The sequence below is a fragment of the Microbacterium oleivorans genome, assembly GCF_001691565.1.
Lineage (GTDB): Bacteria > Actinomycetota > Actinomycetes > Actinomycetales > Microbacteriaceae > Microbacterium > Microbacterium oleivorans_B.
Genome location: NZ_MAYO01000002.1, coordinates 323,124 through 346,814 on the forward strand (window position 1 = coordinate 323,124; position 23,691 = coordinate 346,814).

The 23,691-nt window shown below is 71.1% G+C and carries 20 protein-coding genes; 9 read left to right on the plus strand and 11 right to left on the minus strand.

Annotated features, from left to right (window positions below; genetic code table 11):
- Nucleotides 1-49 precede the first annotated feature (49 nt).
- Entirely contained in the window at nucleotides 50-2,773 is a 2,724-nt protein-coding gene (locus tag BBA86_RS01835; protein ID WP_065569987.1) for an FtsK/SpoIIIE domain-containing protein, read from the plus strand.
- An 18-nt stretch (nucleotides 2,774-2,791) separates the two neighbouring features.
- On the opposite strand, the gene BBA86_RS01840 is transcribed toward BBA86_RS01835, so the two are convergent.
- Complete coding sequence (locus BBA86_RS01840; protein WP_065569988.1) at nucleotides 2,792-3,781, minus strand: asparaginase; 990 nt, start codon at nucleotides 3,779-3,781, stop codon at nucleotides 2,792-2,794.
- 61 nt (nucleotides 3,782-3,842) lie between these two features.
- On the opposite strand from BBA86_RS01840, the gene BBA86_RS01845 reads away from it, so the two are divergent.
- Entirely contained in the window at nucleotides 3,843-4,313 is a 471-nt protein-coding gene (locus tag BBA86_RS01845) for an OsmC family protein (RefSeq protein ID WP_065569989.1), read from the plus strand.
- A 21-nt stretch (nucleotides 4,314-4,334) separates the two neighbouring features.
- Here BBA86_RS01845 and BBA86_RS01850 read toward each other — a convergent pair whose 3' ends face one another.
- Nucleotides 4,335-5,114, minus strand: coding sequence for a lysophospholipid acyltransferase family protein (locus BBA86_RS01850; protein ID WP_065569990.1), 780 nt, complete (start codon nucleotides 5,112-5,114; stop codon nucleotides 4,335-4,337).
- A 144-nt stretch (nucleotides 5,115-5,258) separates the two neighbouring features.
- On the opposite strand from BBA86_RS01850, the gene BBA86_RS01855 reads away from it, so the two are divergent.
- Nucleotides 5,259-6,218, plus strand: a complete 960-nt coding sequence (locus BBA86_RS01855; RefSeq protein ID WP_065569991.1) for an FKBP-type peptidyl-prolyl cis-trans isomerase — start codon at nucleotides 5,259-5,261, stop codon at nucleotides 6,216-6,218.
- 43 nt (nucleotides 6,219-6,261) lie between these two features.
- Nucleotides 6,262-7,344: a 1-deoxy-D-xylulose-5-phosphate reductoisomerase gene (gene dxr / locus BBA86_RS01860; protein WP_065569992.1), complete on the plus strand. Its 1,083-nt coding sequence runs from the start codon at nucleotides 6,262-6,264 to the stop codon at nucleotides 7,342-7,344.
- Nucleotides 7,345-7,351: 7 nt separating this feature from the next.
- Here the strand turns inward: dxr and BBA86_RS01865 are convergent, their stop codons facing one another.
- The 3 genes from BBA86_RS01865 to BBA86_RS01875 form a co-directional block, all read right to left on the minus strand.
- Nucleotides 7,352-8,926 (minus strand): Mur ligase family protein, encoded by a 1,575-nt coding sequence (locus tag BBA86_RS01865; protein WP_065569993.1) that lies wholly within the window; start codon nucleotides 8,924-8,926, stop codon nucleotides 7,352-7,354.
- Nucleotides 8,927-8,966: 40 nt separating this feature from the next.
- Complete coding sequence (locus tag BBA86_RS01870; protein ID WP_065569994.1) at nucleotides 8,967-9,653, minus strand: DUF1775 domain-containing protein; 687 nt, start codon at nucleotides 9,651-9,653, stop codon at nucleotides 8,967-8,969.
- Nucleotides 9,654-9,730: 77 nt separating this feature from the next.
- Nucleotides 9,731-10,309, minus strand: a complete 579-nt coding sequence (locus BBA86_RS01875) for a hypothetical protein (protein WP_065569995.1) — start codon at nucleotides 10,307-10,309, stop codon at nucleotides 9,731-9,733.
- Nucleotides 10,310-10,392: 83 nt separating this feature from the next.
- Between BBA86_RS01875 and BBA86_RS01880 the strand changes: the two genes are divergently transcribed.
- Nucleotides 10,393-11,709, plus strand: a complete 1,317-nt coding sequence (locus BBA86_RS01880) for a M50 family metallopeptidase (protein WP_065569996.1) — start codon at nucleotides 10,393-10,395, stop codon at nucleotides 11,707-11,709.
- 7 nt (nucleotides 11,710-11,716) lie between these two features.
- Here the strand turns inward: BBA86_RS01880 and BBA86_RS01885 are convergent, their stop codons facing one another.
- Nucleotides 11,717-13,621, minus strand: a complete 1,905-nt coding sequence (locus BBA86_RS01885) for a chorismate-binding protein (protein ID WP_065569997.1) — start codon at nucleotides 13,619-13,621, stop codon at nucleotides 11,717-11,719.
- 238 nt (nucleotides 13,622-13,859) lie between these two features.
- Here BBA86_RS01885 and ispG point away from each other — a divergent pair, with 238 nt between their 5' ends.
- Entirely contained in the window at nucleotides 13,860-14,990 is a 1,131-nt protein-coding gene (gene ispG / locus BBA86_RS01890; RefSeq protein ID WP_065569998.1) for a flavodoxin-dependent (E)-4-hydroxy-3-methylbut-2-enyl-diphosphate synthase, read from the plus strand.
- Between the two features lie 45 nt (nucleotides 14,991-15,035).
- Here ispG and BBA86_RS01895 read toward each other — a convergent pair whose 3' ends face one another.
- From BBA86_RS01895 to BBA86_RS01905, 3 genes are read right to left on the minus strand one after another with little or no spacing between them, the layout of a single operon-like run.
- The gene (locus tag BBA86_RS01895) at nucleotides 15,036-16,055 is read right to left on the minus strand and encodes a 1-aminocyclopropane-1-carboxylate deaminase (RefSeq protein WP_065569999.1); all 1,020 of its coding nucleotides are present in this window, start codon (nucleotides 16,053-16,055) and stop codon (nucleotides 15,036-15,038) included.
- Nucleotides 16,052-16,714 carry a GntR family transcriptional regulator gene (locus BBA86_RS01900; protein ID WP_018188606.1) on the minus strand — a complete coding sequence of 221 codons (663 nt, stop codon included), beginning with the start codon at nucleotides 16,712-16,714 and terminating at the stop codon, nucleotides 16,052-16,054. The genes BBA86_RS01895 and BBA86_RS01900 overlap by 4 nt, the downstream gene beginning before the upstream one ends.
- Nucleotides 16,715-16,765: 51 nt before the next feature.
- Nucleotides 16,766-18,202 (minus strand): RNB domain-containing ribonuclease, encoded by a 1,437-nt coding sequence (locus BBA86_RS01905; RefSeq protein WP_223246995.1) that lies wholly within the window; start codon nucleotides 18,200-18,202, stop codon nucleotides 16,766-16,768.
- A gap of 82 nt (nucleotides 18,203-18,284) precedes the next feature.
- Between BBA86_RS01905 and BBA86_RS01910 the strand changes: the two genes are divergently transcribed.
- Nucleotides 18,285-19,118, plus strand: a complete 834-nt coding sequence (locus tag BBA86_RS01910; RefSeq protein WP_065570001.1) for a cation-transporting ATPase — start codon at nucleotides 18,285-18,287, stop codon at nucleotides 19,116-19,118.
- A 64-nt stretch (nucleotides 19,119-19,182) separates the two neighbouring features.
- Here BBA86_RS01910 and pcp read toward each other — a convergent pair whose 3' ends face one another.
- On the minus strand, nucleotides 19,183-19,818 hold the full coding sequence (gene pcp, locus BBA86_RS01915) for a pyroglutamyl-peptidase I (RefSeq protein ID WP_223246996.1): 636 nt from the start codon (nucleotides 19,816-19,818) through the stop codon (nucleotides 19,183-19,185).
- 62 nt (nucleotides 19,819-19,880) lie between these two features.
- On the opposite strand from pcp, the gene BBA86_RS01920 reads away from it, so the two are divergent.
- Both BBA86_RS01920 and BBA86_RS01925 read left to right on the plus strand, forming a co-directional pair.
- Nucleotides 19,881-21,674: a proline--tRNA ligase gene (locus BBA86_RS01920; protein WP_065570002.1), complete on the plus strand. Its 1,794-nt coding sequence runs from the start codon at nucleotides 19,881-19,883 to the stop codon at nucleotides 21,672-21,674.
- A 72-nt stretch (nucleotides 21,675-21,746) separates the two neighbouring features.
- The gene (locus tag BBA86_RS01925; protein WP_065570003.1) at nucleotides 21,747-22,826 is read left to right on the plus strand and encodes a TIGR00730 family Rossman fold protein; all 1,080 of its coding nucleotides are present in this window, start codon (nucleotides 21,747-21,749) and stop codon (nucleotides 22,824-22,826) included.
- A gap of 10 nt (nucleotides 22,827-22,836) precedes the next feature.
- Here the strand turns inward: BBA86_RS01925 and BBA86_RS01930 are convergent, their stop codons facing one another.
- Nucleotides 22,837-23,637, minus strand: a complete 801-nt coding sequence (locus BBA86_RS01930; RefSeq protein WP_065570004.1) for a DUF1206 domain-containing protein — start codon at nucleotides 23,635-23,637, stop codon at nucleotides 22,837-22,839.
- Nucleotides 23,638-23,691: the final 54 nt, after the last annotated feature.

The window sequence follows — 23,691 nt, forward strand, 5'->3', positions numbered from 1 at the left end:
TCGCGGACGCAGCCAGGAAGACTTCCGAGCCCCCGCGCATCGTGGAGGAGTGTCCACTCTCACTCGCGATGACCCGCTGACCCTTCCGCGCCGCGCCGTTCCGACGCCGAGGCCTCCGCTGCCGCTGATGACGGCGGTGGTGCCCGTGATCGGGGCGGTCGTCCTCTGGGCGGTGACCGGGTCCCCCTACGCACTCCTGTTCGCCGCCCTCGGGCCACTCATCGCCGTCGCGTCGGTCGCTGACGCGGCACGGACATCGCGGCGGACGGCGAAGAAGGATGCGGCGGCGGTCGTGCGCGAGCTGGCGGTAGCGGAAGCCGAGGTGGCGAGGCGCCACGACGAGGAGCGGGAGCAGCGGTGGGCGACCTTTCCCGACGCCTCGCGCTTCCTCGCACGGCCCGAATCGATCTGGCGAGCCGTCCCCGAGCGCGAGCAGATGCTCGTGATCGGGTCCGGAGAAGATGCCAGTACGGTGCGCGTCTCCGGCGGTGAGGGCGACGACGACGCCACGGCGCTCCGGCGCACCGCCGGCGTCATCGAGGACGTCCCCGTCCTCGTCCCGGTCGGCACAGGTGTCGCCGTGATCGGCCCACCGGTGCTCGCCGCGGCGGTCGTCCGCGCGCTCGCTCTGAACGTGCTGCTGTGTCTCGCACCGGGTCGGGTGCGCCTGGGTGACGACGGTCCGGCGTGGACGGATGCCGCGCCCCACCGGTCCGCCGCGGTCGGTCCTCTGCTGCAGATCCTGGAGGAGGGAGGGGTCGTGGGCGGCGATGTCGACATCCCACTCGTCGTCGTCCCCGACGGCGCTCCGCCGCCGCCTCGGTGCGGGGCCGTGCTCCGGATGACGAGCCCGACGACCGCGCGTCTGGATCTCGATGGACGCACTCGCGACGTGACCGTCGGGGTCGCCAGCGCGGCGCAGGCAACCTGCGCGGCCCAGCTGCTCGCCGATCGGGCGGCCCGCGCCCTCGGGCACCGGGCCGATGATGCGCTCACTCTCCGGGCCGCGTTGCAGGCAGCGCCTGACCCGCGCGCGGGGACGCTCCCCGCCGTGTTCGCCGGGGCCGGCGGGGTCGCGTTCCCGATCGATCTGGTCGTCGACGGGCCGCACGCCGTCGTGATCGGGATGACGGGAGCCGGGAAGAGCGAACTGCTCACCTCCTGGGTGGTGGCGCTGTGCGCCGCGCACACGCCCGCTCAGCTCGGGTTCCTCCTCGTCGATTTCAAGGGAGGGCGGACGTTCGACCACCTCGCGCCGCTGCCGCATGTCACCGGGGTCTTGACGGACCTCGACGAGCCGACGACGCTGCGAGCGATCGAGAGTCTTCGCGCCGAGGTGCGCTACCGCGAACGAACTCTCGCCGATGCCGGCGCCCGCGACGTCGACGAGGCGGGGAACGTTCTCGGGCGTCTCGTGATCGTCGTCGACGAGTACGCCGCCCTCGTCTCCGCCCACCCGGTTCTTCACGAGGTGTTCGGCGACCTGGCTGCGCGGGGGCGTGCCCTCGGCATCCACCTGATCCTCGCGGCGCAGCGCGCCAACGGCGTGTTCCGTGACGCGGTCCTCGCCAATGCGCCGCTGCGGATCGCCCTCCGCGTCGCGGACGGTGCGGACTCGCGCGCCGTGCTCGGCGTCGACGACGCGTGCCGGCTCTCGGGACGTCCCGAGTCGCGGGGCACAGCTCTCGTCCGCCGGAGTCGTGACACCGCACCGCACGTGTTGAGGGTCGCGCTGTGCGAGCCCGGCATCGTCGCGGCGGCTGCCGAGCGCCATCGAGGCGACCGGGCTCGGCGTCCGTGGCTCCCCGCCCTGCCCGCGCGCATCCCGCTGGTGTCATCGCAGACGCGCGGGGGCCTCCTGCTCGGAATTGCGGACGAACCGGATCAGCAGCGGCAGCAGGAGGTGATCTGGAACGATTCCGCTCTTGCCGTGATCGGGGGTCCCGGCAGCGGGCGGACAGGGGTGCTGCGAGTGGTCGCAGCCCAGACGGCCACCGTGAGGGTGCCTTCCGATCCCGAGGGTGCGTGGGATGCTCTCGTCGACCTCGAGCGCACGCCGAGCGGTGCGACGGTGATCGTCGACGACCTCGACGCGATCCTGTCGGGCCTACCCGGCGAGTACGCCGCGGCGGCGGCCGACGTGCTCGAGCACGCGCTGCGCGGAGCACGTGCGCGCGGCATGCGGATCGTGGTCACGACCCAACGGGCGGGAGCGGGCGTCGGACGCCTGCTCGATCTCGTGCCGCGGCGGCTGATCCTCGGTACCGCGTCCCGCGCCGATCACGTCGCGGCGGGCGGGGAAGCCGCAGACTTCCTGCCGGATCTCCCGCCGGGTCGTGGTCGTCTCGGACGAACCCTGGTGCAAGTCGTCGATGCGGGTCCGGTCGAGGAGGACCCACAGGCGGCGCTGCCACCGTCCTGGCAGCCTGGCCGGCGTCCCGCCGCCGTCGTCCTTCCCACCGGACCCCGGTCGCGTCGGCTGACCGCCGCGTGGGAGAGAGTCGGCGTCACCGTGACTCCGGTCGGTGCGAACGCGAGCCTCGAGCGGGGCGGCGTGCTGGTCGGTCCGCCCGACGCATGGCTCGGTCAGTGGCGTCTGCTCGCGGCGGCCCGAGCCGATGCCGACCTCGTCATCGACGCCGCGTGCGCGAACGAGTACCGCTCGCTCGTGGGATCCCGAGATCTGCCTCCGTTCGTCCTGCCGGGAGCCGGGCGCGCGTGGCTGCATGCTCCCGAGCGCCCGGTGCGGCGGGTGATCCTCGAGGAGTCGTAGCCCGTGTATCGATGCGGCTCAGACGGTGGGGCGGATGACGCCGACGTCCCGGCCGCCGCCGGCGACCGTCAGCGGCAGGTCGCCGAGGGTACGGGCGACATCCGCCGCCTGCAACGCGCCCGCCCGCACGAGCAGCGTCAACGCCGTGACGACTCCCGCGCGGTTGCTGCCGTCGAGCACCTTCAGGACGACCGTCGTTCCGTCCGGCGCCACGATCGACATGACGCCCTCCGCGCCGTGCTTGGCGAACACGCCGAGCCGTTCCGTCACGATCGAATCGGGCTGGCCCGGACCCTGGATCACCCACGGGTGCTCGCGGACCGCGCGCACCAGAGCGCCGGCACTGCGGTGCAGGGCGAACGGCGAACGCTCCGATGAGGCTCCTATGCGGTGGACGGCCCGCGCGAGCGCCGCGAGGCTCATCGCGTGAACCGGCGCGCCGCATCCATCGATCGCCGTCGCCGTGATCTTCGTGCCGGTCAACCGCTCGACGACCTCGCGGGTGTGGAGCTGGAGCGGATGCTGCGGGTCGAGGTAGGTCGCCATGTCCCAGCCGTTGACGTGGCAGGCCAGGAGCATCGCCGCGTGCTTGCCCGAGCAGTTCATCCGCACGCGCTGGGGACCGATGAGTTCGCGCGTCATCTCATCACGAGCGGCGGCATCACCGGGCCAGGAGGGCGGGCACAGCAGTGCGTCCTCCGCAACGCCCGCCGCGCTCAGGATGTCGGTCACGAGAGCAACATGTCGGTCGGTGCCGGAATGGCTCGCCGTGGCGACGGCGAGGTGCGCTCCCTCCAGTGCAGCGCCCGCCGAGACGCTGGCGAGAGCCTGCATCGGCTTGAGCGCGGATCGCGGCAGTATCGGAGACTCGACGTCGCCGAGCGAAGAGACGACGCCTCCGTCGGGGTCGAGCACGATCGCCGAACCCGCGTGGCGGGACTCGACGAAACCGCTCCGCTCGACGACGGCGAGTTCGACGGCATCCGTCACGGCGAAGGTTCCAGGCACCCGTCCAGCCTACCCAGCCGGCTCCACCCTCCCGCGGCCCCGACCGTGCGAGACTGGCCGCGTGCACGACGAACACCACTACCGGGTGAATGCCCGCTGGACCGGAGACCGGGGCACCGGAACAAGCGGGTACCGCGAGTACGACCGCGACGTGACACTGCGCGTCGACGGCAAGCCGGAGCTCCTCGCGTCGAGCGATCGACCGTTCCGCGGCGACCGGTCCCGCTGGAACCCCGAGGATCTGCTCCTCGCCGCGCTGTCGGAATGCCACCTGCTGTCGTATCTGCATGCCTGCGTCACGGCGGGCGTGGTCGTGACCGCCTACGAGGACGATGCGACGGGAATCATGGTCCTCGACGGCAGGGGTGGTGGTGCGTTCCGGGTGGTCACACTCCACCCACGCGTCACGGTCGCCGATGAGGCGATGATCCCCGCCGCCGAGGCGGCGCACCGCCAGGCCAACGAGTGGTGCTTCATCGCGAACTCGGTCAACTTCCCCGTGCGCCATGAGGCGGTCGTCACAGCGGGGTGACCTCCGGCTGCCGCGCCGTCGTCAGCGACGCTCGTGGGGGAGGACCTGCTTGAGACGCTCGACCGGGTTCTGCGCGGGCACCTCGTTGTAGGTGCCGGCGAGTTCCTGACCCGACAGAGCGTGGATCGCCGTCATGATGTCGTCGGTCGCCTGGCGCCGCGCACGGCCCGACGACGCCGCACCGTGGTGCGAGAGGTCGATCGGTTCGCCGTAGCGGATCGTCACGCGCGGGGACAGGCGCGGCCACTTCGCACCCACCGGCATCGCGTCGTTGGTCCCCACGATCCCGACGGGAACGACCTTGGCCCCGGTCTCGAGGGCGAGGAACGCCACGCCGGTCCGCCCCTTGTAGAGACGTCCGTCGAGGGACCGCGTGCCTTCGGGGTAGAGCGCGATGGCCTTGCCGGACTGCAGGATGCGGCGCTGCTGATCCAGGGCGTCGAGGGCGGCCTGGCCCGCACCGCGCTGCACAGGAGTGGCACCCAGAGCGCGGAAGAAGCGGTTGCTGATCCACCCCTTCATGCCGGTGCCGTCGAAATAGCTCGATTTGGCGAGGAAGTACACGGGACGCGGAGCGAACAGCGGCAGCACGAACGAGTCGATGAAGCTCAGGTGGTTGCTGGCGAGGATGATCGGGCCGGACCGGGGGATGTTGTTCGCGCCCTCGATACGGGGGCGGTAGATCAAGCGGGCGAGCGGCCCGAATCCCCATCGCACGAGGTAGTAGAGACCGCCGGCGCGGGCGAGTTCATCGGCGGACGACTCGGCGGAGGTCTCGGGTGGAGTCGGCGCTTCGGTCACCAGAAGAGGGTACTGCCAAACCCATGCACGTCTGGACATGACGGATGAGCCGGTCCGCGGACGATTCCGGTCCCGACTCACACCCCGGACAAAAGAACCTGGGGGAGGATGGAGCGACTCCCCGTATCTCTGTGAGGTTCTCCCGTGCGTCTTCGTCCCCTTGCCGCCTTGTCCGCCGCTGCTGCGGCCGTCCTCATCCTGGCCGGGTGCGCCGCAGGTCAGGGCTCCGCTCAGCCCACCGGGACCGCGGCCGCCGACCTCTGCGCCGCGGCGGCTCCTTCCGGCTCGGCATCCGACTCCGTCAAGGTCGACGGTGACGCCGGCAAGCCGTCGAAAGCGACGTTCACGACCCCGTTGGAGCCGAAGAAGCTCGAAGTGACCGTGCTCGACGAGGGCAAGGGGGAGTCGGTCAAGCCCGGCGAGTTCGTTTCGTACGCGATGACCGCTTACAACGCGAAGACCGGCGACGAGTTGGCCACCGTCGGCTACAAGTCCGGCGAGTTCCTGCCCTCCCAGCTGTCGGCGGACTCGGTCCTCGGCCAGGTGTTCGGGTGCGGCAAGATCGGGAAGCGCGTCGTCGCCACGTTCCCCGCGACCGACAAGGCTCAGGCCGAGGTCTACGTGCTCGACCTGCTCGGCACCGTGCCGACCGCGGCATGGGGTGAGCCCCAGGAGGCGCCCGCGAACCTCCCGAAGGTCGCTCTCGCCGACAACGGTTCCCCGAAGATCACGATCCCCGAGGGTGAGGACCCGCCGACCGAGACCGAGCTCGCCGTCCTGAAGAAGGGCGATGGCTACACCGTCAAGAAGGGCGACTACGCCCTCATCCAGTACACGGGCGTGCGGTGGTCCAACGGCGCGACATTCGACTCGACGTGGGACAAGGGGACGCCGATCGCGTACCCCACGACGCAGTATGTGGCGGGATTCCAGAAAGCCCTCGAGGGTCAGACCGTGGGATCTCAGGTCCTCGTCGTGATTCCGCCGGCCGAAGGCTACGGGGAGGGCAAGATCAACGAGACCGACCTGAAGGGCGAGACGATCGTCTTCGTCGTCGACATCCTCGGGGCGCAGTCGCCCACGGCCGGCTCTCCCGAAGAGTGATCGATCGGCGGGCGCTCCGGCGCCCGCCGATAGGGTGAGGACCATGCGACGCATCCTGATCCTGGGCTCCACTGGTTCGATCGGGACGCAGGCTCTCGATGTCATCCGCGCGAACCGCGACCGGTTCGAGGTCGTCGGGCTCGCGGCCGGCCGTGACCGCGACGCGATGGCGGCGCAGGCCGAGGAGTTCGGCGTAGCCGAGACGGCGCTGGGTGCGGCCGACGCCGAACGGCTCGTCCGCAGCGTCGAGGCCGACGTCGTCGTCAACGGCATCACCGGATCCGTGGGACTCGGGCCGACCCTCGCGGTCCTCGAGTCGGAAGCCGTACTCGCGCTCGCCAACAAGGAATCCCTCATCGTGGGCGGGCCGCTCGTGACGAAGCTCGCGGCCCCCGGCCAGATCGTCCCGGTGGATTCGGAGCACTCCGCGATCGCTCAGTGCCTTCGATCGGGAGACACGGCGGAGGTGCGCAGGCTCGTCCTCACCGCCTCCGGCGGACCGTTCCGAGGACGCACACGTGATCGGCTGCACGATGTGACCCCCCACGAGGCTCTCGCGCATCCCACCTGGGACATGGGACGCGTCGTGACGACCAACTCCGCGACGCTCGTCAACAAGGGTCTCGAGGTCATCGAAGCGCACCTCCTCTTCGGCGTCCCGTACGACAGAATCGATGTCACGGTCCACCCGCAGTCGATCGTCCACTCGATGGTCGAGTTCGTCGACGGGTCGACGATCGCGCAGGCATCCCCTCCCGACATGCGCCTGCCGATCTCCCTGTCGCTCGACTGGCCGCACCGGATCGGCGGGGTCGGCGTCCCGCTCGACTGGACGGCCGCGGCGACCTGGACGTTCGAGCCGCTCGACGCCGACGCCTTCCCCAGCGTCGCGCTCGCCAAGCAGGTCGGGGTCGCCGGGGCGACCTACCCCGCCGTCTTCAACGCGGCCAACGAGCAGGCCGTCGACGCGTTCCACGAGGGCGCCCTTCCGTTCCTCGGCATCGTCGACACGATCTCGCGGGTCGTCGACGCCCACGATGCCCCGAGCGAGCTGACGCGCGAATCGCTCGCCGACGCCGAGCAGTGGGCGCGCGAGGCGGCGGATCGGATCATCGCCGAGCGCTGATCGGGCCTCAGCCGGAGACCGGCCACCCCGCCAGACGCAGGGCGTTCTGCGCGGCGCCCGCCGCGTCGAAGGGCGTCCGCACGCCGCGGATCTCGCGGTAGTGCTGATGTCCCGGCCCCGCCCAGAGGATCGCATCCCCGTCGCCAGCCAATGACACAGCCGTGGCGATCGCATCTTCGGGGGGCGTCACTTCGTGGATGACCGCATCGGGTTTCGCGGCGCGGGCTCCATCGATCAGAGCGTGTCGAATCGTCGCAGGATCCTCGGAACGAGGGTGCTGGTCCGTGACGACCAGGATGTCGCTGCCGAGGGCCGCGACGGCACCCATATCGGCACGCTTGGTCGTGTCGCGATCGCCGTTGGCACCGCACACCATGATCACGCGCCCGGGCGTGACGCGCCGCACGGCGTCGAGGGTCTTGGCGAATGCGTCCGGGGAGTGGCCGAAGTCGAGGTAGAGCGCAGGTCCCCGGTCACCCGACAGTCGCTGGATGCGGCCGGGAAGATGCGCGTCGATCCGCCGCCCGTCGAGGAGTTCCACCAGGGCGGCCCAGTCCCAGCCGGCCTCGAGCAGCATCACGATCGCGAGGCCGGCGTTCGAGGCCATGTGCGGGCCGATCACCGGGACGGTGGTCGTGAGCGCTCCGGCGCTGCCCGTGAGCGTGAACATGGTGCCCTCGGGCGTCTCCGAGTCGATCTCGACCCGCCAGTCGGCGGCGACGGTCGGGTCCTCGGCGATCGCGGGGGTGAGCACGGTAGTGACCGGGATGCCGGTGGTCGCCGCGATCTCGATGCCCGCCGGCTGGTCGACGCAGATGACGGCCCGACGTGCGCGAGTCGCTGTGAAGAGCGCAGCCTTGGCGGCGAGATACTCGCCCATGTCTCCGTAGTCGTCGAGGTGATCGTGCGACAGGTTGGTGAATCCGGCGACGTCGAAGTGCAGTCCGTCGACGCGATGGCGCGTGAGCGCCTGGGCGCTCACCTCGACGAGGATCGCCTGCACGTCGCGCTCGCGCATGAGGCCGATGAGGGCATGCATCTCGGACGCCTCGGGCGTCGTCAACCGCGACGGGATCACCTCGCCGGCGATGTGACGCTCCGCGGTCGAGGACAAGCCCGTGACGACGCCGAGGCCGTGCAGCATCCCCTCCATGAGGTGGGTGACGCTCGTCTTGCCGTTCGTGCCGGTGACCGCCAGAAGCGGGGGGAGGGCGGCATCCGCTCCCGTCCCGTAGACGAGGGCGGACAGGTCGCCGAGGACAGCGCGCGGGTCGTCGACCACGAGGACGGGGACATGGGCGTCGGGCAGGAGTGCGGCTCCGGCGGCGTCCGTCACGACCGCGACAGCGCCCTGGGCGATCGCGTCGGCGGCGAACTCCGCGCCGTGACGGTGCACGCCCCGGACGGCGACGAACAGCTCGCCGGGACGGAGATCCGCCGTGGCGAGGGTCACTCCACGGACCGCGACGCCGTCGAGGTCCGTGCTCCCGTCGATGCCCAGATGGGCTGCGACGTCGGCGAGGGGCACGGCCTTCGGAGCCGACGGCCGGAGGACGGGTGGCGGAGCGGAGGGGTTCTGCATGGTCCCCCCATCATCGCACCCGGCCTCCGGCCGGCCCCGGTCAGACCTTGCGGCGGTTCAGGATCGCGACGACGAGCGCGGCAGCGCCGAGGACGAGCGCGCCGCCGCCGAGCCACGTCGCGATCGGGTCGGTCGAGGTCGTGTCGGTCGCAGCCGGCGCGGCAGCCGCGTGCTCGTCGTGATCGCCGTCGTCATGGTGGTCCGACGATGCCGACGAGGCGGCGCCGACCGCGACGACCGGCGCGGGCGACTCGAGCGTCTCGGGGTCCTCGCCGTCCTTCGCGACCTGGTTCCACTCGGTCTCGCCGGTCACGCACTTCTGCGTGACCGGGAAGGCGATGTCGGTGCCGCCGACCTTCGACGAGAAGAGCGCGTCGAAGGAGGCGGAAGCCGCGAGGCCGTTCTCGATCGGGGTGATGGCGGTGTAGGTCACCTGGGTGGGCACGTTGTTCTCGCCGAGGACGCGGCTGACTCTCCACACGCCGTCGACGACGGGAGTGACGTTGTCGACTCCCTGAGGGATGTCGAAGACGAGGGCCGTGGTCGCCGCGCCGTCGCAGCCGTGGCTGAAGGAGAACTCCAACCGGGAGGTCGCACCGGCGGCGGCTCCGTCGGCATGGACGTGGACGTGGGCGGATGCCGCGAGCGGAGCGGCGAGGACGAGGGCACCGCCGAGGGCGAGGCCGGTGAGGGTGAGCGCCGAACGGCGCGCGGAACGAGTGGTCATTGTCGAGGTCTCCCTGAAAGATGCGGGACCGTGCCCGCGAGCGAATGGTGAGCGAGGCCGCCGGTTCGGCGGGAGGCTCACCGTGGGGGACCGCGGCGGGAGAGGTCGGCGAGGAGGAGCCGCGGCCGGAGGCGCGGCGGCTGCGGGAGGGCCGCCGCGGGCGCCGGTGTCGGGAAAAGCGGTGCGGGTGCGGTGGGACGAAGGAGGTGACGGATGCCGTGTGCCACGGCGCGCAGCATCCGCTCTCCGTGGCACACGGCCGCCGCGGTTACGAGCGCGGCGACGACGTGAGCGGCCAGCATGCCGGTGCCGGTCGCCATGCCTGTTCCCGTGGGCGGGCCGAGGATCAGCAGGCCGTGGTGGTGCGTCGCCCCACCCGCCTGCGGGACCACGTCCCCCACCAGTGCGAACGCACCGTGCAGGATCGCCTGAGCGGTCACGACCGCCAGGCCCGTACGGAATGCTCCCGGGCGCGAGCCCACGATCGCGAGGGCGACGGGCCAGGCCAGCAGTGCCACGGTGAGCACGAGCCACGGTGCGGGCGGTGCGCCGCCGCCGAGCGTGTGCGCGGCGGCGGCGGTGAGGGTCGCGATCGCCGCAGCCCCGCCCGCCCGCACGACGCGTGTGCGACGCGAGTCGACGGGGCGGAGGATCACCCCTCCAGCCTAGATCGGCTGCGTCGAGACCGCGGCGGGGGCGGTCATCGCCGGTTCATAGTGAGCGGGGGTAGCGTCGGCTCGTGACCGTTCTCGCATTCATCATCGGCGTCCTCGTGCTGGTGGTCGGACTCGCTGTGTCGATCGCCCTCCACGAGGTCGGACACCTGGCGCCGGCGAAGGCGTTCGGCGTCCGTGTCGGCCAGTACATGATCGGCTTCGGACCCCGGATCTTCTCGCGTCGGATCGGCGAGACGGAGTACGGCTTCCGGCTGCTCCCGCTCGGCGGGTTCATCTCGATGGCCGGGATGTACCCTCCCTCGAAGGCCGCCGCCGAGGGCGAGCCCGAGACAGGAGCCCCCCGTCGCCGCCGGTTGTTCGAGTCGATGATCCAGGATGCCCGCGTCGTCAACGACGAGACGCTCAAGGGCGACGGCGGTGAGCGCGCCTTCTACCGTCTGCCCGTCTACAAGCGGGTCATCATCATGCTGGGCGGACCGGCCATGAACCTCGTCCTCGCGATCATCCTGTTCGCGATCATGTTCTCGGGGATCGGTGTGCAGACCGCGACCACGACGGTCGCCGCCGTGAACGAATGCGTCCTCCCCGCCCAGACGTCGAAGACCGCCTGCGCGGCCGGTGATCCGGTGTCGCCGGCGGCGGCCGCCGGCATCCGTCCGGGGGATGTCATCGTCTCGGTCGACGGGACCACCGTCGACACCTTCGCCGAGGCGTCGGCGATCATCCAGAAGTCTCCGGAGAAGACGCTTCCGGTCGTCGTCGACCGCGATGGTGCGCGGCAGACCCTCGAGGTCACCCCGGTCCTCGCGACACGCGAGGTGCCCGCGGCGGATGGGACCATGGCGACCGCGGAGGTCGGATTCGTGGGCATGTCCGCCACCGTCGCCTTCGTTCCGCAGCCGATCTGGGAAGGGCCGCAGGCCGCGATCGAGCAGACCGGTCGCGTCATGGGCATCATCTGGCAGCTGCCCGCCCGGGTGTACCAGACCGCGGTGGACACGTTCACCGGTGCCGGTCGCGACCCGAACGGTCCCCTCTCGGTCGTGGGCGCCGGGCGCCTCGCGGGTGAGGTCGCCGCTACCGACGCTCCGATCCTCAACCGCGTCTCGGGCATGCTCGCGGTGCTCGGCTCCCTGAACATCGCCCTGTTCGTCTTCAATCTCGTGCCGCTGCTGCCGCTGGACGGCGGCCACATCGTGGTCGCGCTCTGGGACGGGCTGAAGCGGGTCTGGGCGCGACTGACGGGGCGCCGCGCGCCGCGGCCGGTCGACGCCACCAAGCTCGTCCCCGTCACCTACGTCGTCGTGATCGGTCTCATCCTCATGGCCGGGACCCTGGTCCTCGCCGACATCGTCAACCCGGTCCAGCTCTTCGGCTGACGTCCCGTCAGTCCTGAGCGACGCGGAGCGCGTGGGTCACGAGCCGCTCGAGGGTCGTCAGCCCGTCGCGGGACAGGATCGACTCCAGGTGACCCTGCACGGACGCGTACCCCGGACCTCGGAGCGCGTAGACGTCGCCGGTGACGGGGTCCGCGGCGATGTCGGTGGCGCCCACCCGGTCGGTCCCCGGCGCGACGCGGGCGGTGAAGGTGTTGTAGAAGCCGATGGATGCCTCGGCGCCGAACACGTCGACGGTCTTCTGCAGCCCCTGGTGAGGGCTCGCGAGCGGCGCGAGGTCGATGCCGAGCCGGTCGGCGAGAACCTGATGGCTCAGGCACACGGCCAGAAGGGGCGACCCCGCGTCGAGGCGGGCGCCTACGACCTCGCGCAGCCGTGCGATCCGATCGCTGTCCGCGTCTCGGGGGTCGCCGGGCCCGGGGCCGGAGACCACCAGGTCGGCTGCGCGGACGGCATCCGGTGTCGCCTCCGACCAGTGCGCGATCGTCACGTCGAAACCGAGGTGGCGCAGCTGATGGGCGAGCATCGTCGTGAAGCGGTCCTCGGCATCCACCACCAGAGCCGTCCGTCCCGCCAGCGGACCACGTCCGGGGTCGCCCTGCGGGTTGAGCCAGAAAGCCGCAAGACGCGCGTTGCGTGAGGCCAGGAGCTCGCCGATAGCCGGGTCCTCGCTCAGCGGCCGGCGCGTGGGGGCCGGCGCATCCTCGTCGAGCGCGGTGGTGACGACAGCGTCGCGGGGGATGGCGCCGATCGCGCCGAGGACGCCGGCGGCCTTTCCATGCGTCTCGCCGACCTCGCCGTACGGGTCCGAATGACGCACGAGTGTGGCCCCGACCGGTACGCGCAGCCGTCCGTCGACGACGTAGGCGGTGCGGATGAGGATGGGGGCGTCGAGGTCGTGACCGCCGTCGGCGCGCGGGGTGAACAGGGCGGCGACCCCCGAGTAATAACCGCGCGGGCTCTGCTCGTGCCGTGCGATGACGGTGCACGCGTTCTGCATCGGCGAGCCGGTCACCGTGGGGGCGAACATCGTCTCGCGGAGGATGTCACGCGGATCCATCGTGCTCGTCCCGCGCAGCATGTACTCCGTGTGCGTCAGCCGGGACATCTCCTTGAGGTGCGGACCCGTGATCCGTCCGCCGTCGCTGCAGACGGCGGACATCATCTTCAGTTCCTCGTCGACGACCATGAAGAGCTCCTCGGTCTCCTTCGTAGACGAGAGGAACTCGGTGAGCGTCTCGGCGGTCGCGCCGCCGGCCGGGTGGCGGAACGTCCCCGAGATCGGGTTCATCGTCACGATGCCGTCCTGAGCGCTCACGTGCGCTTCGGGACTGGCGCCGACGGCGAGATGGCCGGGCGTCGAGACGAGGAACGTCCAATACGCACCGCGCTCGTGCTCGAGGAGGGCGCGGAACCAGGTGAGTCCGGCGGTGAGCGGGTCGCCGCCGACGCCGGCGACGTAGTCGCGGCGGATGACGAAGTTGGCACCTTCGCCTCGGCCGATCTCGTCCGCGATGACGCGGCGGACGATGTCGGCGTATGCCTCGTCGTCGATGTCGAAGCCGGCGTCCTCCAGCGGGACGCGGTCGGCCGGCAGCTGCGCGAGCGCGTCGGCGAGGGGGAGGGTGCGGCGCTCGCCGACGACGAGGCAGCGAAGGGGAGCGCCGTCGTCGTGGCACGCGAAGCCCCGCTCGACGACTTGACGGAACGGCACCAGAGCGAGGACCTCGCGGTCGGCGCCGGAGGCGTCGGTGAGGGGGATGTCGGCGAGCAGTTCGACGTCGACGACGTCACCCGTGAGCACCTCGACCGTGTCGCCGTCGCGGGCGAGGAGGGCGAAGGGGATCCCGCAGGCGGCGAGGTCGGCGAGGATGATCGGGGCGGTGCCGGTCATGGTGGTTCTTCCGTTCGGGGCGGTCGCCGGTAAAACGAGAAACGACCGCCGGGCTCTCAGCTCAGGCGGTCGTCGGGATGCTCGCAGCGTCCGCCTCAGGCGGTGCGCCACCACGTGCGGTTCGCGAACATGGGGTGAACCTACCACAGGCGGCTTTGGCGGCATCCTCGCGGCCGCGTACCGTGCCGCGCGGTCCCCGGCGGCTTAGGCTGGACCCGTGCCAGCTGTCAACATCGGGATGCCCCGCGTGCCGGAGGTCCTCGCGCCTCGTCGCAAGAGCCGTCAGATCAAGGTCGGCAAGGTCCTCGTCGGTGGCGACGCGCCCGTCAGCGTCCAGTCGATGACGACGACGCCCACGACCAACATCAACGCGACCCTTCAGCAGATCGCCGAGCTCACCGCCTCGGGCTGCGAGATCGTCCGCGTCGCGGTGCCGCACCAGGCCGACGCCGATGCGCTCAAGATCATCGCGGCGAAGAGTCAGATCCCCGTGATCGCCGACATCCACTTCCAGCCGCGCTACATCTACAGCGCGATCGACGCCGGTTGCGGCGCCGTGCGCGTCAACCCCGGCAACATCCGCGAGTTCGACGGCAACGTCGGTCAGATCGCCGCCGCCGCCAAGGCCGCCGGCGTCTCGCTCCGCATCGGCGTCAACGCGGGCTCGCTCGACAAGCGGCTCCTGGAGAAGTACGGCAAGGCGACGGCGGAGGCTCTCGTCGAGAGCGCCGTGTGGGAGGCATCCCTCTTCGAGGAGCACGACTTCCACGACTTCAAGATCTCGGTCAAGCACAACGACCCCGTCGTCATGGTGAAGGCCTACCGGATGCTGGCGGAGCGGGGCGACTGGCCCCTCCACCTCGGGGTCACCGAGGCCGGCCCCGCCTTCCAGGGCACGATCAAGAGCGCGACGGCGTTCGGGATCCTGCTCGGTGAGGGCATCGGCGACACGATCCGAGTCTCGCTCTCGGCGCCGCCCGCCGAGGAGGTCAAGGTCGGCCACCAGATCCTGCAGTCGCTGAACCTCCGCGAGCGCAAGCTCGAGATCGTCTCGTGCCCGTCGTGCGGACGCGCGCAGGTGGACGTCTACACGCTCGCCGACAACGTGACCGAGGGCCTCAAAGACATGACCGTGCCGCTGCGCGTGGCCGTCATGGGCTGCGTCGTCAACGGCCCGGGCGAGGCGCGCGATGCCGACCTCGGCGTTGCCTCGGGCAACGGCAAGGGCCAGATCTTCGTCAAGGGCGAGGTCGTCAAGACCGTCCCCGAAGAGGACATCGTCGCGACCCTGATCGCCGAGGCCAATCGCCTCGCCGACGAGATGGGTCCGGACGCACCCCTCGGGACCGCGCAGGTCGTCACCTCCTGACAGGGCACGGATGCCGAGGGCCAGGCCCCCGGCATCCGCTTCTCGTCAGCTCCAGAGGGAGTGGTACGCGTTGATCGCGGGTTGCCCGCCGAGGTGCGCGTAGAGGACCGTCGAGTCCTTCGGGATGTCGCCGCTCTGGACGAGGTCGATGAGGCCCGCGAGCGACTTGCCCTCGTAGACCGGGTCGGTGATCATCGCCTCGAGCTGCGCGCCGAGCGCCATCGCGTCCATCGTGGATGCGACGGGGATGCCGTAGAGGTCGCCCGCCCACCCCTCGAGGACCTGGATCTCGTCGTCGCGCAGGTCGCGGCCGAGCTCGATGAGCTCGGCTGTGTTGCGGGCGATACGGGCCACCTGGTCGCGGGTCTTCTGCAGGGTGGCCGAGGCGTCGATGCCGATGACGCGTCGCTTCACTCCCGTGATGTCCTCGAGGGCCGCGAAGCCGGCGATCATGCCCGCGTGGGTCGATCCGGTCACGGTGCAGACGACGATCGTGTCGAAGAAGACCCCGAACTGCTTCTCCTGCTCGGCGACCTCGAACGCCCAGTTCGCGAAACCGAGTCCGCCGAGGCGGTGCTCCGAGGCTCCGGCCGGGATGGGGTAGGGGGTGCCGCCGGCATCCTCCACCTCCTGCAGAGCCTGCTTCCACGAGTCGCGGATGCCGATGTCGAAGCCGGCGTCGTCGAGACGGGAATCGGCGCCCATCATGCGGGACAGGAGGATGTTGCCGACCTTGTCGTTCACCGGCTCGTCCCACGGCACCCACTTCTCCTGCACGAGGCGCGCCTTGAGTCCCAGGTGCGCGGCCACGGCCGCCACCTGACGGGTGTGATTCGACTGGTAACCGCCGATCGACACGATCGTGTCGGCGCCGCTCGCGAGCACGTCCGGGACGATGTACTCGAGCTTGCGCGTCTTGTTCCCGCCGAAGGCCAGCCCGCTCGAGACGTCTTCGCGTTTGGCCCAGACCTGCGCGCCGCCGAGGTGCTGGGTCAGCCGCTTCAGCGGGTGGATGGGGCTCGGCCCGAAGGTGAGCGGATGCCGGGGGAACTGGTCGAGGATCATGCGGGCTCCTGGGGGGTGGTGTCGGTCAGCAGGTCGAGCCAGAGGCCTTCGGCGACGGATGCCGCGGCCTGGGCGTCACGGGCGGCGCAGTGCCGGATGAGCTCGGCGTGGCGCGCCGCCGAGGCATCCGCGTCATCCGACGAGAAGCGCAGACGCTCGGCGCGCTCGAGCACCGGACCGTAGAGGGCCAGCACGGTGCGGACGGCCTCGTTGCCGGCCCGATCGACGGCGACCGCGTGAAAGTCGTGATCGGCGCGCAGGGCCGCCGCGGTGTCCCCGGCGGCATGGGCGGCCACGAACGCCTCGTTGGCCCGCCGCATCCGGTCGATGTCGTCGTCGGTGAGGAGCGGTGTCGACTCGACGACGGCGATGCGGTGCATCGAGGCGACGACCGAGGCGGCATCGCGTTCGGCGCGCCCATCGATCGGCGCGACGATCGTGGAGCGACCGGGCTGAGCGAGAACGAGACCCGAGCGGGCGAGGTCGAGGAGCGCCTCGCGGACCGGGGTGCGTGAGACCCCGAGCCAGGCGGACAGTTCCGCATCGCGCAGCTGCTCGCCGGGGGCGAGCGTGCCGTCGACGATCGCGTCACGCAGCTTGGCGCGGACGTCATCGCGGAGGAGACCGCGGGGAGGGAGGGAGGTGGCGGGGACCGGCATGCAATATATTGCACACGAGGAGCCCGGCTCGTGCAAATCGACGCGCCGCGGTCAGAAGGCGACGAACTCGCTCTTCCCCCGGGCGACGTCCGTGGCGACGAGGCGGACGCGGACCACGTCGCCGGGCTGTGCGTCCACGTCGGCGACGACGGTCTCGAGCGGCGGCAGGGTGAGCGCCACGCGCGCCCCGCCCTCCCGCTGCCGCAGGACGACGGCGTCGAACTCCTCGCCCTCGCGACCCGTGAGGACTGCTGCGGCGACGCGCTCGATGGCCGCAGCATCCACCTGGGATGCGATGCGCGCGGACCCCTCCATCGTCTCGGGGAGGTCGGTCAGCGAGGATCGCACGTCATCCGGAACGGGCCGACCGTTGGCGAGGGCATCGCAGACGAGGAGCGCCCAGCGGTCGACGAGCCGTCGCAGCGGCGCGGTGACGTGCGCGTACGGCGCGGCGATCGCGGCCTGCGTCGTCAGCTCGGGGAGGTCGCCGTCGAAGGCCGCGTATCCGGCGCCGCGGAACAGAGCGGCGGCGTGCTCTCGGACCGCACGCCCCACGGGCGTCCGCGGCAGGTCGCGGAGGTAGTCGCCGTACGGCACGGCCTCCCGCCACGGCAGGCCGAAGCCGATCGTCTGCGCCCGGAAGGCCGCGACGTCGTCATCGGATGCCGGGGGCATCGTGCGGATGATGCCCACCCCGCCGCTGATCATGATCTCAGCGGCGGCCATGCCGGTCAGGAGCGACACCTGCGCGTTGGCGTCTTCGAGGGGCACACCCTCGTCGGCCTCGAGTGCATATCCCTGCGGCGTCGTCACGACACGGATCTCGGGGAGGCTGAGGCTCGCTCCACCCCGCTCGATCTCCCGGCGGGCGCGTTCCTCGCCGAACCAGACGAGGTGTCGGATCGCATCGGGCGCGTCGCCCTTCTCGAGCGCGGCCTGCGCGTCGACGTAGGACCACTGGGCGCGGGAGCGGACGACCCCGCGGGTCAGCGACGTCGAGGTGGGGCGGGCTCCGGCATCCAGCTCGAAGCGCCACACGTAGGCGCGGCGGTCGCGGTCCGGCAGGAGTGAGGCGGCATCCTCACTGAGGACGGCGGGGTGCAGCGGGATCCTCCCGTCGGGTGCGTAGATCGTCTGGCCGCGACGGCGGGCCTCCGCGTCGACCGCCCCGCCCAGGGTCACGAAGGCGGGGACGTCGGCGATGGCGTAGTGCAGGATGCCGCCGCCGTCGGCGGTCCGCTCGAGGTGCAGCGCCTGGTCGAGGTCGGTCGAACCTTCCGGATCGATCGTGAGGAACGGGATGCCGCGGAGATCCGCCAGCCCCGCGACCGCAGGATCGACGGGGACGGTGCGGGCGGCGTGTTCGGCCTCGGCTTGCACGTCGGCAGGGAAGCCCGCGGGGAGATCGAACTCGACGCGGAGGGCCGCGAGCGCGTCGCGGAGGTCCGACTGGGCGGGGGAGACGAGACGCGCGCGACGGATATGCACGCCGTCAGTGTAGGACGGCCGGTCAGCGGACTCGTCGGTCCTGCCCAGGCGCTCCATAACGCGGGCGCATACCGTCGGCGGCATGAGCAAGCTCTCCCGACTGATCGGCATGGCCACCAAAGCGCTCGACGCGAAACCCGGTGGCACCGGGCCGTCGGGCTCGCCGAGTTCCTCCCGCACAGGCGACTGGCGCGGGATCGTCCGCTCAGCCGCCGATGCGTTGACAGGCGATGGGCGGGCTCCCGCACCCGCCACCCCCGCTGCCGGCGCACCGGCAGCGACGCCGGGCTCTTCGTCGGCGTCGCTCACGCCTCCGCCCGCATCCCGCGGCCAGGCATCCGCCCACTCGGCCACGGACGCCGATCGTCGGGCGATCGCTCGCTACGACTACCTCATGCAGACCGCCGATCCCGCGCAGATCGAGCAGATCCACCAGGAGGCCTTCGCGAGGCTGACTCCCGATCAGCGCGCGCAGGTCCAGGCGCGGATGGTGGCCGAACTGCCGACCCACGAACAGCCCCGCTCCGCGGCTCCGGCCGATCTCGCCCGCGCGGCGGCGCGCGGAGAGGCCTCACGGCCGGGGCTGATGACCGGGTTGCTGTCGCGGGCGAGCCGCGGCGGGGGCGCATCCCGCGTCGCCGGCGGCGCCGCCCTGGGTGCCGGTGTCGGGATCCTCGGCGCGGTCGCCGGCGGAGCCATCGTGACGTCCGTCGCCGGCCCGCTTCTGGCCCAGGCTGCGGGCATGGGCGTGGACTTCGACGCGCTCGCCCAGGGCCTCGACGTCGATGCGCTCGCCGAGGGCGCCGTCAGCGGTGTCAGCGAGCAGATCGCGGGCGTCGGCGATCAGGTCGCGGGGTTCGGGGAGAACCTCGGCGGGTTCGACCTGCCGGGCCTCGGTGACCTGTTCGGTCGCTGAGGTCGCCCTGTCACAACAGTTCGACCTGTCACGACAGATCGCCCTGTCACGACAGATCGCCCTGTCACAACAGATCGCCGCCGGCGATGCTGAGATCCGCGTCGGCGTCGAGGCAGACACGGACGGCGATCTCGACGGCGTCCACGATCTGCTCGAACGGCAGGGCTGACGCGCCGACGGGACCCGTACCGGTGGCCCACGGAACGTGGACGAACCCGGCGCGCGTCGGCGTCCCCGCGGTCGCATGCAGCGCGGCGTACATCGTCGCGTTGCAGACGAACGTGCCCGCCGAGTGCGACACGGTGGAAGGGATGCCGGCGGCACCGAGGGCCCCACTGATCGCCTTCACCGGGAGCGTGGCGAAGTAGGCGGCCGGCCCGCCCTCCACCACCGCGGCGTCCTGCGGTCGATGTCCGGAGGTGTCGGGGATACGGGCGTCGGCGAGGTTCACCGCGATCCGCTCCGGGGTGACGGCGGTTCGGCCGCCGGCGAGCCCCGTGGCGACGACGATGTCGGGTCGGTGCTCATCGAGCAGCACCGCGAGCCGCGCGATCGCACCGTCGAACGTGACGGGCAGCACCTCGGTGACGAGGCGCGCTGGCCCGGTCCACCGCTCGCCGACGGCGCGGACGGCGTCGCCCGAGGGATTGGTGCCGTCACCGGCGAAGGGCTCGAATCCGGTCAGCAGCACGGGAGGCATCCCTCCAGGCTAAGCCGCTTGCCGCCACGCGCGACGGCTCCGCGGACCTAGACTTGACCCTCGTGGTCACCCGTCTCTCGACATACTTCCTCCGCACGCTCCGCGAAGACCCGGCTGACGCCGAGGTCACCAGCCACCGGCTGCTGGTGCGCGCCGGCTACATCCGCCGCGCCGCGCCCGGCATCTTCACGTGGCTCCCGCTGGGACTGCGCGTGAAGGCGAAGCTCGAGCAGATCATCCGCGAGGAGATGACGGGCGCGGGCGCGTTCGAGGTGCACTTCCCGGCCCTCCTGCCCCGCGACCCCTACGAGGAGTCCGGCCGCTGGACCTCCTATGGCGACGGGATCTTCCGCCTGCAGGACCGGAAGGGCGCCGACTATCTCCTCGCGCCGACGCACGAGGAGATGTTCACCCTCCTCGTGAAGGACCTCTACTCGTCGTACAAGGACCTGCCGCTGACGATCTACCAGATCCAGGACAAGTACCGGGATGAGGCGCGCCCCCGCGCGGGCCTCCTCCGCGGTCGTGAGTTCACGATGAAGGACGCCTACTCGTTCGATTACACGGACGCGGGTCAGGACATCTCGTACCAGTCTCAGCGCGACGCCTACGAGCGCATCTTCACGCGCCTGAACATGGAGTACGTCATCGTCGCCGCCGACAACGGCCTCATGGGCGGTGCTCGCAGCGAGGAGTTCCTCCACCCGATCGCCGTCGGCGAGGACACCTTCGTCCGCTCCGCGGGCGGGTACGCCGCCAACGTGGAAGCCTTCGCGACCGTCGTGCCCGAGGCCCTGCCGATCGCCGATGGGGCGCCCGTCGTCTTCGACTCACCGGGCACGCCGACGATCGAGACCCTGGTCGCCCACACGAACGAACACCTCGAAGCTCCCGCGCGCGGCATCGCCGGTCCCGCGACCGACGGTGCGCAGCGGTGGACGGCGGCGCACACGCTCAAGAACGTCGTCCTCGCCCTGACGCACCTCGACGGCACGCGCGAGCTCGTCGTCGTCGGACTCCCCGGTGACCGCGACATCGACGACAAGCGCGTCGAGGTCGCCTTCGCGCCCGCGGACGTCGAGGCCGCCACCGAGGCGGACTTCGCGAAGCACCCGGGTCTCGTCAAGGGCTACATCGGGCCCTGGTCGCCGGACGGTGCGGTCCTCGGCGAGGAATCGACCACCGGCATCCGCTACCTCGTCGACCCCCGCGTGGTCGAGGGCACCGCCTGGGTGACGGGCGCGAACGAGCACGAGAAGCACGCGCACTCCGTCGTCTACGGCCGCGACTTCACGGCCGACGGCGTCGTCGACGTCTCGAACGTCCGCGCCGGCGATCCCGCGCCCGACGGCTCCGGTCCCGTCGAACTCGCCCGCGGCATGGAGATCGGCCACGTCTTCCAGCTGGGACGCTTCTTCGCCGAGAAGCTCGGCCTGAAGGTGCTCGACGAGAACGGCAAGCTCGTCACCGTCACGATGGGCTCGTACGGCATCGGCGTGACGCGCATCCTCGCGATCCTCGCCGAGCTCAACAACGACGACCGTGGCCTCGTGTGGCCCGAGTCGATCGCGCCGTTCGACGTCCACGTCGTCGCGACGGGGCGGGATGCCGCGGCCTTCGACCTCGCTGAGAAGCTCTCCGTCGACCTCGAGTCGGCTGGACGCGACGTGCTCCTCGACGACCGGCCGAAGGTCTCGCCCGGCGTGAAGTTCGGCGATGCCGAGCTGGTAGGCGTGCCGAAGATCCTCATCGTCGGACGCGGTGCCGCCGAGGGTCAGGTCGAACTCTGGGATCGCCGATCGGGGGAGCGCACCACGCTCGCCGCCGCGGAGGCGGTCGCGGCGCTGACCGCCTGAGCGTCGGCATCCGTTACTGGCAGAAACCCTGCCGTTCACCCTTCGGATGCCGGATCGTGACAGCCTGGTGGCATGTCGCCGAGTTCCACGTCCGCCCTCGACGGTGACGTCACCGACGCCGTCCGCACCCTCCTCTCCCACGCCGGCGTCGAGGAGAACGTTGACCTCGTCGCGCGCATCCTCGTCACGGGGGTGGGGCTGGGAGTCGACGACACCGACCGCCTCGACCTGAAGATCGCGTCGGCAGCGCTCTCGGAGATGCGCTCGGCGTTCGCGCTCTTCGCGCCGTACCGATCATCGCCCAAGGTCACGATCTTCGGGTCCGCGCGGACCCAGCCGCACGATCCCCTGTACCTCGCGGCGGCCGACATCGCGCGTGCGCTCGCCGAACGCGGCTGGATGGTCGTGACGGGGGCGGGCCCGGGGATCATGCAGGCAGCCGCGGAGGGGGCGGGGCCGGGGCAATCCCTCGGGGTGTCGATCCGGCTGCCCTTCGAGGAGAAGCCGAACGCCGTGATCGCCGAGGCGGATCGTGTCGTCGCCATGAAGTACTTCTTCACGCGCAAGCTCATGCTCGTCAAGGAGTCCCGCGGCTTCGTGGCCGTCCCGGGCGGGTTCGGCACTCTCGACGAGCTGTTCGAACTGCTCACGCTGCAGCAGACCGGCAAAGCGGAGCCGACGCCGATCGTCCTCCTGGATGCTCCGGGGGGCACGTTCTGGCGCGGCTTGGAGCGGTTCGCGCAGGAGCAGCTCATCCCGTCGGGGGTGATCTCCCCTGACGATCTCGATCGGGTCCTCATCACGGACTCCGTCGCCGATGCGGAGGCGGAGATCACCGGGTTCTGGCGGAACTACGACTCGCTGCGCTGGATCGGCTCGCGCCTCGTCCTGCGTCTGTGCGCCGAGCCCACCGACGCCGAGGTCGCGGACCTCTCGCGGCGGTTCTCCCACCTCCTGACCGGCGGGCGGATAGAGCGCACCGCGCCGTTGCGACGGGAGCGGCAGGACGACGACCGCCTCGACATGCCGAGGCTGCTGATGGACTTCGACCGCCACCGTGTCGGCGAGCTCCACCACCTCATCCGCGCCGTCAACGAGCTGGCATCCGCTCCACCGGCTTCACCGCCGAGCGAGCCGCACGCCGCCTCGTGACCGACGGGTCTCACAGCTTCGCGTAGCGGGCCCGCAGGAAGCTGAAGGCCGCGTAGACAACCAGGCCGAATCCGATCAGGAACACGAGGAACGGACCGAACAGCTGCTCGAGGAGCGCCTCGATGGCGGCGTCGAACCCTCCGGCCGCCGTCGCCTCCTGCTTGAGGGCCGCGACGAGCAGCAGCACGCCGACGATCGCCACGGACAGCCCCTTGCCGAGGTAGCCGACGATCCCCGTGACGGTGACGGCGGTCCCCATCCCGCCGCGCGGGACGCGCACTTGCTTGTCGAAGGATCGCCGCACGCCGATCGAGGCGAACACGAGCCCTCCGACGGCGAGTCCGATCCCGGCCGCGGCGACGACGAAGACGCCGCCAGGGGTATCGAGGAGCCAGCGGGTCACCTGTTGCGCGCTGCGGTCGCCGTCCAGGCGTGCGCCGAGGGCGACCGTCACGGCGATCGCAGCGAGCGCGAGGTAGACGACGGCCTGCCCGGCAGCCGATGATCGCCGTCCCCAGGCCGCGGCATCCGTCCCCTTCGCGAGGAAGGCGCGCAGCACCTGGAACAGGCCCAGCGCGGTGAGCAGCAGGGCGAGCAGCGACACGAGCGCGAGGCCGAGCGGCGCATCGAGGATGGCGCGGAAGGCTCCGGCCTGATCGGATTCGCCGCGTCCGCCGAACGAGATGACGATGACGATCACACCGAAGAGCAGGTGGACGACGCCGTTGGCGGCGTACCCGCCCCGCGCGAGTCCACGCGCGATGGGGGAGCGGCGCACGCTGCGGGCGGCGTCCTCCATGGCGTCGGTCATCCCTCGATCTTCTCAGGTCGCCACCCATCCGATCGGGTAACGTTGACGGGATGC